The organism is Virgibacillus oceani (assembly GCF_041521345.1).
Classification (GTDB): domain Bacteria; phylum Bacillota; class Bacilli; order Bacillales; family Amphibacillaceae; genus Virgibacillus_N; species Virgibacillus_N oceani_A.
The window spans coordinates 274,874-289,028 of the sequence record NZ_JBGOHB010000001.1 but is presented as its reverse complement, the minus strand read 5'-3'; the positions used below and the strand labels follow the sequence as shown (position 1 = coordinate 289,028).

At 39.7% G+C, this 14,155-nt stretch carries 15 protein-coding genes; 6 read left to right on the top strand and 9 right to left on the bottom strand.

Features of this window, described 5'->3' with window-relative positions:
- Positions 1-21 precede the first annotated feature (21 nt).
- Positions 22-1,077 carry a sensor histidine kinase gene (locus ACDX78_RS01420; protein ID WP_486024710.1) on the top strand — a complete coding sequence of 352 codons (1,056 nt, stop codon included), beginning with the start codon at positions 22-24 and terminating at the stop codon, positions 1,075-1,077.
- A 60-nt stretch (positions 1,078-1,137) separates the two neighbouring features.
- Here the strand turns inward: ACDX78_RS01420 and ACDX78_RS01415 are convergent, their stop codons facing one another.
- The 6 genes from ACDX78_RS01415 to ACDX78_RS01390 all read right to left on the bottom strand — a co-directional run bounded on the left by ACDX78_RS01415 (position 1,138) and on the right by ACDX78_RS01390 (position 5,825).
- Positions 1,138-3,228 carry an MMPL family transporter gene (locus ACDX78_RS01415; protein WP_486024708.1) on the bottom strand — a complete coding sequence of 697 codons (2,091 nt, stop codon included), beginning with the start codon at positions 3,226-3,228 and terminating at the stop codon, positions 1,138-1,140.
- On the bottom strand, positions 3,218-3,625 hold the full coding sequence (locus ACDX78_RS01410) for a hypothetical protein (RefSeq protein WP_486024707.1): 408 nt from the start codon (positions 3,623-3,625) through the stop codon (positions 3,218-3,220). Before ACDX78_RS01410 ends, ACDX78_RS01415 begins: the two co-directional genes overlap by 11 nt.
- Before the next feature lie 200 nt (positions 3,626-3,825).
- The gene (locus ACDX78_RS01405) at positions 3,826-4,140 is read right to left on the bottom strand and encodes a hypothetical protein (RefSeq protein WP_486024706.1); all 315 of its coding nucleotides are present in this window, start codon (positions 4,138-4,140) and stop codon (positions 3,826-3,828) included.
- A gap of 175 nt (positions 4,141-4,315) precedes the next feature.
- Positions 4,316-4,681, bottom strand: coding sequence for a hypothetical protein (locus ACDX78_RS01400; protein WP_486024704.1), 366 nt, complete (start codon positions 4,679-4,681; stop codon positions 4,316-4,318).
- Between the two features lie 315 nt (positions 4,682-4,996).
- Positions 4,997-5,281 carry a transposase gene (locus ACDX78_RS01395; protein WP_486024702.1) on the bottom strand — a complete coding sequence of 95 codons (285 nt, stop codon included), beginning with the start codon at positions 5,279-5,281 and terminating at the stop codon, positions 4,997-4,999.
- A 244-nt stretch (positions 5,282-5,525) separates the two neighbouring features.
- Positions 5,526-5,825 carry a DUF378 domain-containing protein gene (locus ACDX78_RS01390; RefSeq protein WP_486024701.1) on the bottom strand — a complete coding sequence of 100 codons (300 nt, stop codon included), beginning with the start codon at positions 5,823-5,825 and terminating at the stop codon, positions 5,526-5,528.
- Between the two features lie 159 nt (positions 5,826-5,984).
- Between ACDX78_RS01390 and ACDX78_RS01385 the strand changes: the two genes are divergently transcribed.
- The 4 genes from ACDX78_RS01385 (at position 5,985) to ACDX78_RS01370 (ending at position 8,748) form a co-directional block, all read left to right on the top strand.
- Positions 5,985-6,239, top strand: a complete 255-nt coding sequence (locus tag ACDX78_RS01385; RefSeq protein ID WP_486024699.1) for a transcriptional regulator SplA domain-containing protein — start codon at positions 5,985-5,987, stop codon at positions 6,237-6,239.
- Positions 6,232-7,260 (top strand): spore photoproduct lyase, encoded by a 1,029-nt coding sequence (gene splB, locus ACDX78_RS01380; RefSeq protein WP_486024698.1) that lies wholly within the window; start codon positions 6,232-6,234, stop codon positions 7,258-7,260. Before ACDX78_RS01385 ends, splB begins: the two co-directional genes overlap by 8 nt.
- Before the next feature lie 70 nt (positions 7,261-7,330).
- Entirely contained in the window at positions 7,331-8,278 is a 948-nt protein-coding gene (locus ACDX78_RS01375) for an AEC family transporter (RefSeq protein WP_486024696.1), read from the top strand.
- A 62-nt stretch (positions 8,279-8,340) separates the two neighbouring features.
- On the top strand, positions 8,341-8,748 hold the full coding sequence (locus tag ACDX78_RS01370) for a YugN family protein (protein ID WP_486024694.1): 408 nt from the start codon (positions 8,341-8,343) through the stop codon (positions 8,746-8,748).
- Between the two features lie 59 nt (positions 8,749-8,807).
- On the opposite strand, the gene ACDX78_RS01365 is transcribed toward ACDX78_RS01370, so the two are convergent.
- From ACDX78_RS01365 to ACDX78_RS01355, 3 genes are all read right to left on the bottom strand, one after another.
- Complete coding sequence (locus tag ACDX78_RS01365; RefSeq protein WP_486024692.1) at positions 8,808-10,865, bottom strand: catalase; 2,058 nt, start codon at positions 10,863-10,865, stop codon at positions 8,808-8,810.
- A 105-nt stretch (positions 10,866-10,970) separates the two neighbouring features.
- Complete coding sequence (locus ACDX78_RS01360; protein ID WP_486024691.1) at positions 10,971-12,356, bottom strand: amidase; 1,386 nt, start codon at positions 12,354-12,356, stop codon at positions 10,971-10,973.
- The gene (locus ACDX78_RS01355) at positions 12,353-12,538 is read right to left on the bottom strand and encodes a hypothetical protein (protein ID WP_486024690.1); all 186 of its coding nucleotides are present in this window, start codon (positions 12,536-12,538) and stop codon (positions 12,353-12,355) included. Before ACDX78_RS01355 ends, ACDX78_RS01360 begins: the two co-directional genes overlap by 4 nt.
- A 551-nt stretch (positions 12,539-13,089) precedes the next feature.
- Between ACDX78_RS01355 and ACDX78_RS01350 the strand changes: the two genes are divergently transcribed.
- Positions 13,090-14,088, top strand: a complete 999-nt coding sequence (locus ACDX78_RS01350; RefSeq protein WP_486024689.1) for an ABC transporter substrate-binding protein — start codon at positions 13,090-13,092, stop codon at positions 14,086-14,088.
- The last annotated feature ends 67 nt before the right edge of the window (positions 14,089-14,155 follow it).

Here is a 14,155-nt window from a genome sequence, read left to right as displayed (position 1 = left end):
AACAATGAAATTTACCACGGTATGAAAAATTTCCAGAGAGAAACGTTTGTCACCGGTTTTTTTGCCAATGAATTGAGCAATACTATTGGTGTCCCGCTGGAGCATGAAAATAACATGTATGCGATGTTTCTAAGACCCGATATCAAATTACTGTTTAATGAAATGCGCGTATTATTTGCCCTGTTACTGGGGCTGTCCATCTTTATTAGTATATTGCTCGTCATTTTCATTACGAAATTCCTGGTGAAGCCTATTGCGTCACTGACAAAGGGAACCAAGTCCATTGCAGACGGTAATCTGGAAGTAAACCTGGACATAGACAGGAATGATGAACTCGGGGAGCTGGCCGAAAGTTTTAACAAAATGACTGATAAGCTAAAGCACTCTGAAAAGATGAGAAATGACTTCATGAACAATGTTTCCCATGATATTCAATCACCGCTTTCGAATATAAAAGGCTATACGGATATTTTGGAAAACAATATTAGCAACAAGAAAGCCCCGGACCAACAAGCCAACCGGGAATATTTGCATATCATTAAGGAAGAAACAGAACGGCTATCCCAGTTAACGGATCAGTTGCTATTGTTTTCATCTCTGAAAAATCAGGAGGATATTTTACATAAAGATCAATTTAATCTTACTGGAGAGCTGAAGAAAATTATTCGAAATAAACAATGGAAGCTGGATGAGAAAGAGATTATGATTTCCTATTCCATTCCCGAGATAAATGTCATTGGAGATGAAAATTTACTAAATGAAGTTTGGGATAACCTCTTAGGTAATGCAATTAAGTATAACCAACCAGGCGGTAGTATCGAAGTATCTGCTGAGGAGGGCGATTCTTTCATCAGCATAACTTTTTCAGATACTGGTATTGGAATTTCCTCAGAAGAAAAGAAACGTATTTTTGAACGCTTTTACCGTGCAGATTCTTCGAGAACAAGTAGAGTAAAAGGATCGGGACTTGGACTGACCATTGTGCTTATGATTGTAGAACTCCATCATGCCGGCATAGAAATTGATAGCAAGCCCGGAGAAGGAACAAGCGTGAGTGTTTCATTACCAAAAAAGTAAATATTATTATAAAAAACACTTCATTTCTAATTTGCAAATAAAGTGTTTTTTGTTACATTATCAGCTTTTTTGTTTTCTAAAAGGCAGCCAGAAGCTCCACTTACCAAAAAGAAGTATAACAGCCGGCAGCAAAAACGGCCTGACGATAAAGGTATCGATCAGTATTCCCAGTGCCATAGCGATTCCAAAGAGACGAAGTTCCATCACCGGCTGAGTAATGAGTACGCCAAATGTGCCTGCAAGGATAGTACCTGCAGCTGAAATGACTCCGCCGGTTTTTTCGATGCCAATTTGAACCGCAGCTTCAAGAGAATGCTCTTTCATCTCTTGTTGAACCCGTGAAATCAGCATAATGGAATAATCCACGCCTAAAGCAATCATAAAGACAAACGTATAGAGCGGAATACGGTAGCTGATATCTCCGCCATCAAAGACATCCGTGAACAGCCAGCGCACGAGACCCAGGGAAGCAGCGTAAGAAACAAGCAATGTTCCCATCATGATGATCGGTGCAATGATGGATCGAGTCAGAAACGCGAGCATAACCGTGATTCCAATTGTCATTAATATCATGACGTTCACTGTATCCGTTTCATTATGCGCCCTGATATCCGCATGTTTCGCTGCTTCTCCAGCTAGATAAATATTGGAAGTTCCTGGCCAATTATCTGCTATCAATTCCCTTAATTGTTCTATTTCATCCAGCGATTTTGATGAATAGGGGTTTTCTTTTAATAGAACACGAACATTGGCAATAGTCTCTTCTTCATTCATTTCGAACAAGAATGCTTCATCAATTTGCTCCCGTTCATTCAAGCGGGCTTCAAGTGCTGAAATGTTTTCCTCTTCCAGTGGTTTCCCGGATTCAATTAATACATTATTTGGTGCCATTTCTCCAGGTGAAAAGGCTTTTGCCAGCACATCGTATCCTTCTTTGGAAGTTAATTCATCCGGGAAAGAATCCAGCAGATCATAGGAAGAAGACATATTAAAAAAGCTGACAATCCCCAGACTGAATAAAAGAAGGACACTTGCAATGATACGTCTTGGGTATACTTTTATAGTTTTAGCTATCCTAGACCAAATCGGTAATGGTTTTGTACTTGTATTCTGCTTTAACGGACAAAAGGCGGCTCTTCCAGTTACAACAATAAGTGCAGGGAGCAAAGTTAAACCAGCGGGTACCATAACCGCTACTGCAATCGCAAATACGATGGCAAAATTATGGTAAGGTGCATACACCGCTGCTAAGAGTGTTAATACGCCAACAATGATGGTGCCTCCACTAAACAAAATAGGTTCAGCTACACCCCGAACTGCCTGAAACATGGCTGGAATATTATCCTTCCCTGACTGCAGTTCCTCCCGGTAACGCGCCACAATTAATAAAGCATAATCAGTAAGTACTGCAAACAGTAAAACCATCATGATGGACAAAGCCTGATTCTCTACAACAAACAAGCCATTTTCTCCGCCAAGTCCGATCAGCCGTTCCACTATCTGATAAACGATGGCAGATACAATAAGCGGAATGACTGCCAGGACGGGAGAGCGGTAAATAACGATGAGCAGAACGAAAATCAATCCAATAGTTGAAAAAAGCAGTACAAGATCAGCCTTTGAAAAAAGTGCAATGGTATCCGATAAAATGCCTGCTGGACCTGTGAAATAAACACTTATGTCAGGCGGAAGGCCACTACTTTCAATAGATTCCTGTAAATTTTCTACAACATCATTTATTTCTCCGTTATCCAGATCTTCCTTCAACATCATCGGAATAAAGAAAACAGGTGCATCCTCTGATTGAAATTCTCCTCTGTGCTCTTCGGGGATGTGTGAAAGCGGCAAAACCTCCTGTATTTCATTGTCGAATGCTTCTGCAGCAGATTCTATTGCTTCAGCATAGTCAGTGACCATGTCAGCTGTTAAATCTTCTTCTGATTCCACTACTGTAAGAAGCGGGATGCCATTTTCATCCGGAAAAGCCTGATTTACCTTCTGTTCAGCCTGAATAGATGGAGCTGACTCCGGCAGACCGGAATAAGGCGGCGTTGATGTAACATCTCCGGCGGAAGGACCTATGAAAGCGGCAGCGCCTGCCAGTATAAACCAAAAAACAATAATTCCCCATATAATACTTTTACGATTCATGTTTTTTATCCACCATAAAAAAGGTCGTTGCAAAAAATAAAATAAAGCTGACAAGCAATATACTTCCGCCAATAATATACGTTAATAAATTTACAAAATCCGGCAATGGAAATGGCTCCATAAATTCCAGCCACATACCGACAGTCAACCCGATTGAACCAATGATTGCTGTGTATACATGGGCTGAAACTAGCCGTGGTGCCCTGATTTTCACCATGCGGTAATAGATTCCCCATGCAAGAAGGGTAAGAAACCCGGCAACGAGGATATGTGCATGGATCGGCCGAAATTGAAGAGATCCTGCACCTGCCATATGTGCTCCCAGACCTGCGCCGATGATACCGAAGATGGCAGCGATTCTGATTAATGTTTTACTCCATTTTAATTGTTTTTTCATTTTACTCCTCCTTAAAAATCATGATCATGTTAAAGGTACGACATAATCATGAATGGAGAATGAACGACATGTTACAAATTGGGGGAATAACGTTTTTAAATCAAAATTTTGGTGAAAAACGTACAATCCAATAAGTTAGATGCACAACAATTGCTTATTTAATCTTCTGGTTTTGTTATGATTTAAAAAAAAAAGGGTTTTTATTTAAAAAATGGACATAATAATTTTGAGTCATTGCTTATGGGGAAATTCAAGAATTCATTCCATTTACTTATAAGTTTTGACTCGAAAAATTTAACAAGGAGGGTTAAGCAATGGCGAACAACAACGATAACAGAAACCGCAACAACAGAAATAACAACCGTAACCAGAACAACAACGATAACGTTGAATTTGCAAATGAGTTTCTTGATGACAACAATTTTGACAATGACGACAATAATAACAACAACCGTAACAATAATCGAAACAACAATCGCGATAAAAACCGTAACCGCAATAACTAATTCGAGCATAGCAAACCTGCCTTTTGGGATCTCACAATCCCAGAAGTCAGGTTTCTTTTTGGGTGCCTGGGACTGTGCTAAATGCTCGTCCCACCGTAAAAATTGTCACTTTCGAAATTTATATCCTTAAAATGAGATCAAATTGCAAAGAGATCCACATTTGGTCAGACAGAATCTTTATTCACTATGAGCTCTTTTTTTGTAGTAGAAATTGCTTAGTTAAAAGTAATGAGACAATCAGAAGAAGTTCCAGTATATTCATCATCGGGTAATATTTAACCCAGATGTTTAATATACCGCCTGAAATGACAATGAGTGTTCCGATAAAAAGCCAATAAAAGCGAAACTTCATTATTAAAAGTAAGCCAACAGCCCCGAGAATCAGGGTAATAAGTATAACCATGATCGGAATACCTGACTGTTCCACACTATCGTATGTCAATATGCTATTTTTCCAGGTTGGTTCCAGCTTTAGCCTTTGTACAGAAGTAAACAGATCATAAAGAATTAACGCAATGGTTAAGAGGTATGCCAATACTTTCAAGTACATATTTTTAGCTCGTGGTAAACTAGTATTAGAGTAAATGTGCCAAGCGAAAAGGATGAGGGTAGGGGTGAATAGAGCATGTAACCAAAATCGGACGTAGCTTAAATTTTCCAATATGTTCCCTTCACCGATAAACCTTCCTAATGCAATAATAAGGTTATCGTATATCAGTCCGACAATGACAAGCAGAAGTACGTTGCTAAGATTCCAAATGCCATGGTTTTTGGTCAGAAAAAGTCCCCATATGAAAAAACAAACATAACTAAAGCCAAGCAAGAAGAAAAGAAACGTATCCATAGTACCACAACCTTTTGTCAGTTATTTTTGTTGTTCTTCCATACTTATCAGGATAAGCTTATAAAGCAGGTAGATTCCTATGTAAGATCCTGTAATTAGGAAAAAGGGATTTAAAAATATTGCATGGATAGCTGTCATGAAAACCGTATTATCTTTTATAATTTGATATACCGACAGGGAAGCAATATTTCCAAATACAAGTACAGCTATAATGGCAGCTGCATTAAAAATAAGCCTAAATTGTATCCATTTTTTTTGAGAAATGTACATTATGAAAGGAAGAACGATACTTCCGGCAATCAGCATGAACTTCAAAAAATCATCCTTTACCAAGTCAGTTTTCCTGTTTAGTTTGTACGCTAGATGAAAATGCTATACCGCGGGTTTCGAACAGGCAAGAGGGTATCTGTCTATACTATAGAATAATGCGGAACAAGATTTGGCAGGGTACCATTAAAGGAATTTGTAATAAAAGAAAACAAGAAGCACTGTCATTTCCAGGCTTCTTGTTATGGATAAAAGTTATTATTTACTTAGGCTAATTTGGATGCTAATCACGTTTATCTCGATTCTCGTTGGATAAATCAGTTTCATCTCCAAATTCCGTACCGTAATTTACCCTGCCATTTCGCATCGATCTGTCTCTATTCCCTTCTTCCACAGGTTCAAATAATAACCCTAAGCAAATTATTCCGCTTACGCCGACAAGCGTGTATACTACTCTAGATAGCGCAGCGGCTTGACCACCAAATAATGTAGCAACTAAATCGAATTGAAACAACCCGATGAGTCCCCAGTTAATAGCACCAATGATGACAAGAGCCAAGGCGATTCTTTTTAAAATTTCCATTGACATCTAACCTCCATTATTCATTTTAAAGAACCTTTTTTCGATAAGATTCCATTTTAGCTTTTACTATAACAATATTTTAATACCTGTTATCGAACATAATTTACTGTTTTTAAGGAACAATAGAGGTGTAATAAATTAAAGAAATTAGGTGAAATAATGGAAATGGAACAAAACTATACACCGGGAGAAATCGTATACATTATCATTCGAAATCCTCATGCACAGGATGTTGCACAGGTTCAACAGGCAGCGATCGTGCAGCATCCGGAAAACCCTAATGAATTGGCCCTTTTCTCACATGACAATTACTACCCTCTCACGGATGAATTTGCCATTTTTACAACAGAAGAAGATGCAGAAACGGCTTATCAGGAAGCATTTGGCAGTGTAGGTGGTAGTTACTATGGTTAAACCGTTTGTGCCTCAATTGGTTTATGTAGAACAACGGGCATTGGAATATCCAAATGGAAAGAAGCTGATTTCAAAATTTGAGGATATGGGGATAGAAATACACAAGACAACTTCCCATAATCAAATTCGTAACCTGCCGGGAGAAAATCATTTCCAAAAATATCGTATTGCTAAGTCTACGCTCGTTGTTGGTGTGCGCAAAACATTGAAATTCGATACGTCCAAGCCTTCTGCGGAATATGCTATTCCACTAGCTACCGGCTGTATGGGTCATTGTCATTATTGCTATTTACAAACCACCATGGGCAGTAAACCTTATATACGTACTTATGTAAATGTCGATGAAATTTTTGACGCTGCACAAAGCTATATGGAGGAACGGATGCCGGAACATACCAGGTTTGAAGCATCATGCACTTCTGACATTGTTGGTGTAGACCATTTAACGCATCATTTAAAGCAGGCAATTGAATTTTTTGGTGAATCTAAGCATGGCAAGCTCCGATTCGTTACGAAGTTTGCCCATGTCGACCATTTGCTGGATGCAGAACATCGTGGCAAAACACGTTTTCGTTTTAGTATAAATGACGATTACATCATCAAGTACTTTGAACCGGGGACCTCGAGATTGCATGAGCGTGTAGAGGCAGCGGTCAAAGTCGCTGAAGCCGGATATCCATTGGGGTTTATTGTTGCTCCCATTTATCTTCATGACGGTTGGGAAGAAGGGTATTTGGAGATGTTCGAAAAGCTTGAGGCATCCTTACCAGCATTTGCGAGGAAGGACTTGACTTTCGAAATGATACAGCACCGCTTTACAAAACCTGCTAAACGGGTGATTCAGGAAAATTATCCGATGACGAAGCTGGAATTGGATGAGTCCAAAAGGAAAACGAAATGGGGACGGTATGGGATATACAAGTATGTATACCAGGATGAACAGCAGGAAGCAATCAAAGATACGATAGGCGGCTATGTAAGACGCTTTTTCCCTGATGCTAAAATAGAATATTTTACTTAAAACTACAAATACAGTACCTTCTCTCCTTTCGATTCATACGCTAAAGCATGACAGAAAGGAGAGAAGGCTGTTGCTTTCGACCAGTGCATTTTTATTAGCGATGGTTCCCCTTTATATCATGGCCCTGATTGGCTTTGTAACCCGAAGAATGAAAATATTTAATTCCGATGCCAATCAGATCATTACACAGCTGATGCTTTACATTACCTTGCCAGCATTGATTCTATATTCACTTAATACACCTTTTTCTATTGATATTTTTACAGATTTTGCTTGGCTGGTCACCATGTCCATTTTCATATTGGGTATATCTGTTTTTGCCGGTGCATGGCTTAGGAGTAAATCCGCATTGCCCTTAAAGCAAAAAAGTGTCTATGAAAGTTTAATCATTTTTGGTAATCAGGGTTTTATTGGGTTTGCCATCAGTTATATATTAATGGGAGAACAAGGAATTATTTACTTAACATTTTTTAACATCTGCTACTTGATTTTAATTTGGACATACGGCATCTACCTTTTTACGAAGAATGAAAAAAGCGTAAATTGGAAGGGGATAATTTTCAATCCTGGTATTTTATCAACCATGATTGGATTAGGCATGCTGTTTCTTCCATTTCAATGGCCTGGGCCGTTGTTAGAATCGCTTGAAAGTGTTGGTCAAATGACGATCCCATTGTCAATGATATTGATAGGCAGCCTTTTGGCAGATATCAGGTGGCGTGATTTTCAGCAATACTGTAGAAATATCTATATCTGGATTGCAGCAAGCTGTAAATTACTCATCATTCCGTCATTTTTGTTTATCTTTTTCTTTCTGCCTGTGCCATACCCTTTAATAATTATTGCCGTGTTAACAGCTGCCATGCCGAGTGCTTCCACCACCTCTATCTACGCACAAAAGTTTGGTGGTGATGCCTCATTTGCATCATTTGGCGTTCTGGTTACAACCTTGCTATGTGTTGTGACAATCCCATTACTATACAGTTTGCTGCAATGGTTGCACCCCTTTTTTTACTGAGAAAAATGTATGTATTCCAGATAATGGTTCATACTAGGGAAAAAGGTTAAAGGAGCGAATTGATGCTACATTTGGATACAGATATGGAAGGGAAGCAAATGTCCTTTGGTCACGCCCAGAAAATACTGAGAAAGCATGGTTTTACGATGGGGGGAAATTGGGAATATGATAGCGGAATTTTCGATGGTGTGATGCACCGGGAAGAAGGAGAAACCTATTATATTCGAATGCCTTTTCAAGTACTTGAAGGGGAACTGGACAGAAAAGATGCCTGGGTCGAATTCCAACAGCCCTTTGTCATCAAACATGTTGTCAATGTAGGGCTGGACAGGGACGAGAATTCGTTGCTCACTGCAACTGGTTTCAACCAATTCCAAAAACCGCTTGATAAGGATGGCTATATCCGTGATAAGAGCAAATGGGAGGAATTTGGTGAAGAAGCAATTGGAGATATATTGAATAGGTTATGAGTTATAGAGGGGTACCTGCCAATTGTCGAGTTTTCGACAATTGGCAGGTACCCCTAAAATTATTTTCTATTCCAAAAGCGTTGCTGTGCGATTGCCTTTACAAACTCCTCCCCGAAATTAGTATTGTTTTTAGAAAATACAACTCCGGCTAAGTTATTTTTGTCGGATGTTTTAATATAAGACTGGCCGCTTGAAGCAACACCAATCGGCTTATAGTGCTTATAGGCATTACTTACAAAATCAACGACATTTTGATTAAATTGAGTTTGGTTATTTGCACTACCTCCCACAATATAGAGCGAGTCAACCAGATAGGGGCTTGTCGTCATAAAGGTTTCATCTACTTTAAATTTCGTACCATCCGCACTTGTGACAGTACCAAGCGTTTCACTTATGATGACAAAGAAGATACCATTCTGCTGAAATAAATTCAGTAGATTGGCTACCTCATTGCTGTCAAAACCATTGCCTATCAGTACACCGACCTTTTGGGTATATGCATACTTGGGCGTATTAGCCTGGCTAAGGGAAGGATAGCTTGTTGAAACCGGAACATGGGAACCTTTAGGACGGTCTACACCGATATTATCAGCGACAATGTAAGCCAACTCCTGATCCACATTAACCAACAAATTAACATTTTGCCGGCGTACAGATTCACTTTTCACTTTTCCGAGCTGATAACTAAACCCATTAATTGTTTGCTGCTTTTCAACAGGGTTCAAACTATTCCAAAAGATTCTTGGCTGCGTAAAGAAATCATTGAATGATTCGCTTCGGCCGCGGATGACGTGTCCTTCTACTTTTTTCGGGTAGTGTTCATACCCGCCTGCTTCTGGAGGTGTCGTGTACGGCGTGTTATTTGCTAATGAATTTTTATGATAGTTTACCTGGTCCACATCAATTCGATACCTCATAGGGCCTCGGCGTGTATTATTATGAAATGGACAAATTGGTTTATTGATTGGTAATTCCTGATGATTTACTCCAATTCGATGGTATTGTGCGCTCTGATAAACAAACAACCTACCCTGCAGGACAGGATCATTGGAAAAGTCAATTCCCGGAACAACATTTGCAGGGTTAAATGCGACTTGTTCTGATTCCGTAAAGTAATTGTCAATGTTTCTATTTAATGTCATCTTCCCGATAAGTTGAACAGGAACAATTTCTTCCGGCCAAAACTTTGCAGGGTCAAGTACATCAAAGTCGTATTTGAATTCATCCTCCAGCGGGATCAGCTGAACACCTAATTCATATTCAGGATAAGCACCCTTGTTAATTGCTTCCCGTAAATCTCTCCGGTGGAAGTCCGGATCAAGTCCGCCAATTGTTAGCGCCTCATCTTGAAGCAGGGAATGAACACCAAGGACAGGCTTCCATACAAACCTTACAAAGGTTGCTTCCCCTTGTTCGTTGACAAACAAATAAGTATTAATTGACCAGGATTCCATCATTCGATAGCTTCTTATAATACCCCGACCCGACATAATCCATTCCACCATATGAAGTGCTTCTGGATTATTGGCTACATAATCCCAAAAGTGATCATGTGCACCGGAAGCTGTTGGTATATCATCATCCTGCTTGGATTGGTACGCATGCATTGCATCTGGAAACTTCATCGGGTCTTGATTAATTAAAACAGGCATGGCAATCGTTGTCAGATCGTAATTTCCCTCTTCTGTATAAAACTTTACGCCCTTACACCGTAAATCTCTCGCAGTGTCATAAGACCCTTTAGCCCCTTGAACAGTAGAAAATCGTACAGTTAAAGGAGTTTTTTTTCTAGGTTCCTGTAAAAACCCGGCCTTTGTGAATTGCCTCATGGACTGATAGCATTCAAACTCTCCATGAGCACTGTAACCTCTTGCGTGAACTACTCTTTCTGGTGCCTCTTCCTTTACAAAGTGCGTCATTTTTTCAAAATAATGATAATCCTCATGTAATGAAGGTCCGCGTACCCCTGCTTTTAAAATTTCCGAATCATTGGATACTTTCCTCCCTTCATTTGTGGTCATTGGTTTCCCGGTGTTTTGTATACGGTACTTATCCAGCTGTTCTTGTTTGCTGTTTCCGCTTACAGGATTTTTGTTTCTTGATGACTGCTCATCCATGTAATCACCTATCCTTTAAATTTAAACTTCCTTTATAGGGTATGTTGGAGATCACGCTAACATACATATATATAAGAAGTGACAGTGCTCAACCCCTTCCTCCCCTCAAAGTCCAAAACTTAATGGATTTGTTTTCTCCCATTCATTTCCCACTTGCAGCAACAATTTTTCGGAGAGATGGTTTCCAATAAATTGCATGCCGACAGGAAGTCCATTGGAATCAAGGCCAATTGGGACGGATAAGCTTGGTACGCCTGTTAAATTGATTGGGACGGTGAATGGCAGACAGCGATTGATCACATCTAAATTTTGGTCCACCCAATTTTCAGCGTACGCCGGGGTTGTTATAGGTATAGTCGGGCCGAGCATAATATCAACACCTTGAAATGCTTTATCAAATGCTTCTTTCATTTTTCTTCGGGCCTGCTGTGCTCTGACGTATTCCGGTTGATTTGTCAAAGTGCCAGTGAGAAAGAAAGAATGAATATCCGCAGAATAATCCTCAGGACACGTCTGCATCCATTCATAATGGGTGTTGGCTGCCTCCCCGGTAACAATGGTATATCCTGAAAAAGTGGACATGGACAACGCGGGTATTTCTATTTCTCTGATCTCGGCACCTAGCCCTCTTAACGTTTCCATAGCATTATTAAAAAGTATTTCAACATCCGGGTCTAATCCTTTCATATAATAAGTCGGTATACCGATTTTTAATCCGCTTATTCCCTTATTTAAATCCTCCATGTAATTTGGAATGGGCACTTTCATGCTAGTGGGATCATTGGGATCATAACCTGCCATATATTGAAGCATGAGAGCCAAATCTGGGACCGATCTTGCCATCGGACCTGCCGTGTCCAAAGATGGAGCTGTTGGGAAAAGGCCTTCTGTACTAACTAGTCCGTAAGTTACTTTTAATCCGTAAATACCGCACATGGCTGCCGGCAAGCGAATCGACCCAAATGTATCTGTCCCGGTTGCCAGTGTTGCGAGTCCCGCTGCTAAAGCGGCACTGCTGCCACCACTTGAACCACCCGGTGCATAATTAATATTCCATGGGTTTTTTTGAGTACCGAAATATGGGTTGGTGCCGGTGGAACCTGCTGCAAGTTCATGCATGTTCAGCTTTCCCAGCATAATTCCCCCTGCATCCAGCAATTTTTTTGCAGATGTAGCAGTTTGGTCAGGGATAAAATCAGCAAAAAGTTTCGAGCCCACAGTCGTTCGAATGCCTCTTGTATAAAAATTATCCTTAATACCAACAGGAATTCCATGCATTGGTCCTCGATAAAAGCCTTGCATGATCTCCCTTTCCGCTTCTCTTGCATCCCTCATAGCAATTTCGGGCAGGGGAGTTATATAGGATTTAATTGTTGGATCAATGTGATGAATCCGGTTTAAGATTTGTTCTGTCAATTCAACGGGGGAGAGCTGTCTTGATTCAATAAGTGGTGCAAGCTCTGCAGCTGTTGAAAAAGCTAGTTCTGTCATTGCATCAGCTCCTTATCTACAATGGTAATTGAAGTTTCCAGATTTAAATCAGGAAATGCATGAAGCGCATTCCCAGCCTGATTGATGTTATAAAGTAATCTGCAAATAAAGGGGAGCTCGAATTCAGAGACAGGTAACTTTTGAATATATAAATTTTCTCTAATAAAATTTTCGTTATTCATTTGGTTTTCCTCCTTATAGGTGTATGTAATTACAATATGAATTGGGCGGTAAAAAGTGCTTAAAGGGAAGTTCTGAGTAATGGGATTTGTGATTCTGCGGATGAATTGGCGTTCCTCACGATTAATTAGGAACTAATCAAAACAATTCACTTAAAATACTAATTAATCAGATGGTCTTCTCGCAGCTTATAGTCAAGTAACTAACAAATTGCATGAATATGAATTGTAGTGAATGCAGCGTTGTAACATTCTTGTATCCAAATTAATAGTATATTGCAATGTGTTTTTTTCTTTAGGGCGTATTGCTCAATAAAAAATCTGCACTGGGTCCTTTTGGCTAGAACTTATTAATTGCATGTTAATACACTAAAGATCGTTATCTAATATTAAATGGATCAAGCATGGTGTTATGTAAAGAAGAAACAATATATTAGTTTGCAAAAATATAAAATATAATCCTAAAAATTAAAAATAGAAGTTGTATGTTCCAGGTGTTATTTGGTATAATTATACGAAATTTATTTATAAAATGATCACTGGGAGGAAGAGTCATGAAGAAAGTCTTATATTCTTTCTTATTTATTGGTTTAATTACGCTGGCTGCCTGTGGCACAGATGATAGTTCAGGAGAAGCGTCAGATGATACAGGTGCCGAAAGTGAAACATATACAATTGGTGCAACACAAATTGTTGAGCACCCCTCATTGGATGAGGCGTATGATGGATTTCAGGCAGCACTAGGGGATGCAGGTTTAGATGTGGAATATGATTTCCAAAGTGCGCAGGGTGACCAAAATAATGTCGGACCAATTGCAGGAAATTTTGTCGCGGATAATGTGGATTTAATTTTTGCTAATTCAACGCCAAGTGCATTAGGGGCCCTGCAGCAAACAAATGATATTCCGATAGTTTTTACTTCTGTTACAGATGCAGTGGAGGCCGGTCTAGTTGATTCTATGGATGAAGCAGGCGAAAACATTACTGGCGTGCTTGATTTGCACCCTGAATCAATAGCACAAACAGTGGAGTTTGTGGATACGTATTTTGAGGGTGCAAATGTCGGATTGATTTATAATGCAGGGGAACAGAACTCTGTGGTACAAGTAAATGCTGTACAAGAAGCGGCAGAGGGAACAAGCTTAAGCATATCAGAACGGACGGTAGCTAACTCAGCTGAGGTACAGCAAGCAACTGAATCCTTAGTAGGTGAAGCTGATGTGTTTTTTATCGTAACGGATAATACCGTCGTTTCTGCACTGGAAAGTGTTGTGGGTGTTGCTGAAAGCCAGGGGATTCCACTCGTTGTCGGAGAACCTGATTCCCTTGCAAGAGGTGGGTTTGCCACATTCGGGATAGATTATCATTCCATTGGTTATCGTTCCGGCGAAATGGCTGCAGAAATTTTAACAGGGGAGAAAACAACCAAAGATTTTCTTGTTGAAAATCCGGAAGATATCCAGTTGTTTATTAATAAGGAAGCTGCCGAAAATCAGGGTGTTGAGTGGAATGACGAATGGGATGATTTAGCGGAATTTGTCGAGATGGACTAATATAAGATATAAAAAGATGTTCATAAAAGCTCTCTGCGTATGGGGCAGGCTGCGAAAGCTTGCCTCA

Bases quoted from the DNA above. Each gene is read 5' to 3' on its own strand.
- splB (WP_486024698.1), top strand. From the start codon at position 6,232: ATGGTTAAACCGTTTGTGCCTCAATTGGTTTATGTAGAACAACGGGCA.
- ACDX78_RS01415 (WP_486024708.1), bottom strand. From the start codon at position 3,228: ATGAATCGTAAAAGTATTATATGGGGAATTATTGTTTTTTGGTTTATA.
- ACDX78_RS01405 (WP_486024706.1), bottom strand. From the start codon at position 4,140: ATGCTCGAATTAGTTATTGCGGTTACGGTTTTTATCGCGATTGTTGTT.
- ACDX78_RS01420 (WP_486024710.1), top strand. From the start codon at position 22: ATGAAAAATTTCCAGAGAGAAACGTTTGTCACCGGTTTTTTTGCCAAT.
- ACDX78_RS01355 (WP_486024690.1), bottom strand. From the start codon at position 12,538: ATGAATAACGAAAATTTTATTAGAGAAAATTTATATATTCAAAAGTTA.
- ACDX78_RS01400 (WP_486024704.1), bottom strand. From the start codon at position 4,681: ATGTACTTGAAAGTATTGGCATACCTCTTAACCATTGCGTTAATTCTT.
- ACDX78_RS01360 (WP_486024691.1), bottom strand. From the start codon at position 12,356: ATGACAGAACTAGCTTTTTCAACAGCTGCAGAGCTTGCACCACTTATT.
- ACDX78_RS01365 (WP_486024692.1), bottom strand. From the start codon at position 10,865: ATGGATGAGCAGTCATCAAGAAACAAAAATCCTGTAAGCGGAAACAGC.
- ACDX78_RS01395 (WP_486024702.1), bottom strand. From the start codon at position 5,281: ATGCTGATTGCCGGAAGTATCGTTCTTCCTTTCATAATGTACATTTCT.
- ACDX78_RS01350 (WP_486024689.1), top strand. From the start codon at position 13,090: ATGAAGAAAGTCTTATATTCTTTCTTATTTATTGGTTTAATTACGCTG.
- ACDX78_RS01385 (WP_486024699.1), top strand. From the start codon at position 5,985: ATGGAAATGGAACAAAACTATACACCGGGAGAAATCGTATACATTATC.
- ACDX78_RS01390 (WP_486024701.1), bottom strand. From the start codon at position 5,825: ATGGAAATTTTAAAAAGAATCGCCTTGGCTCTTGTCATCATTGGTGCT.
- ACDX78_RS01370 (WP_486024694.1), top strand. From the start codon at position 8,341: ATGCTACATTTGGATACAGATATGGAAGGGAAGCAAATGTCCTTTGGT.
- ACDX78_RS01410 (WP_486024707.1), bottom strand. From the start codon at position 3,625: ATGAAAAAACAATTAAAATGGAGTAAAACATTAATCAGAATCGCTGCC.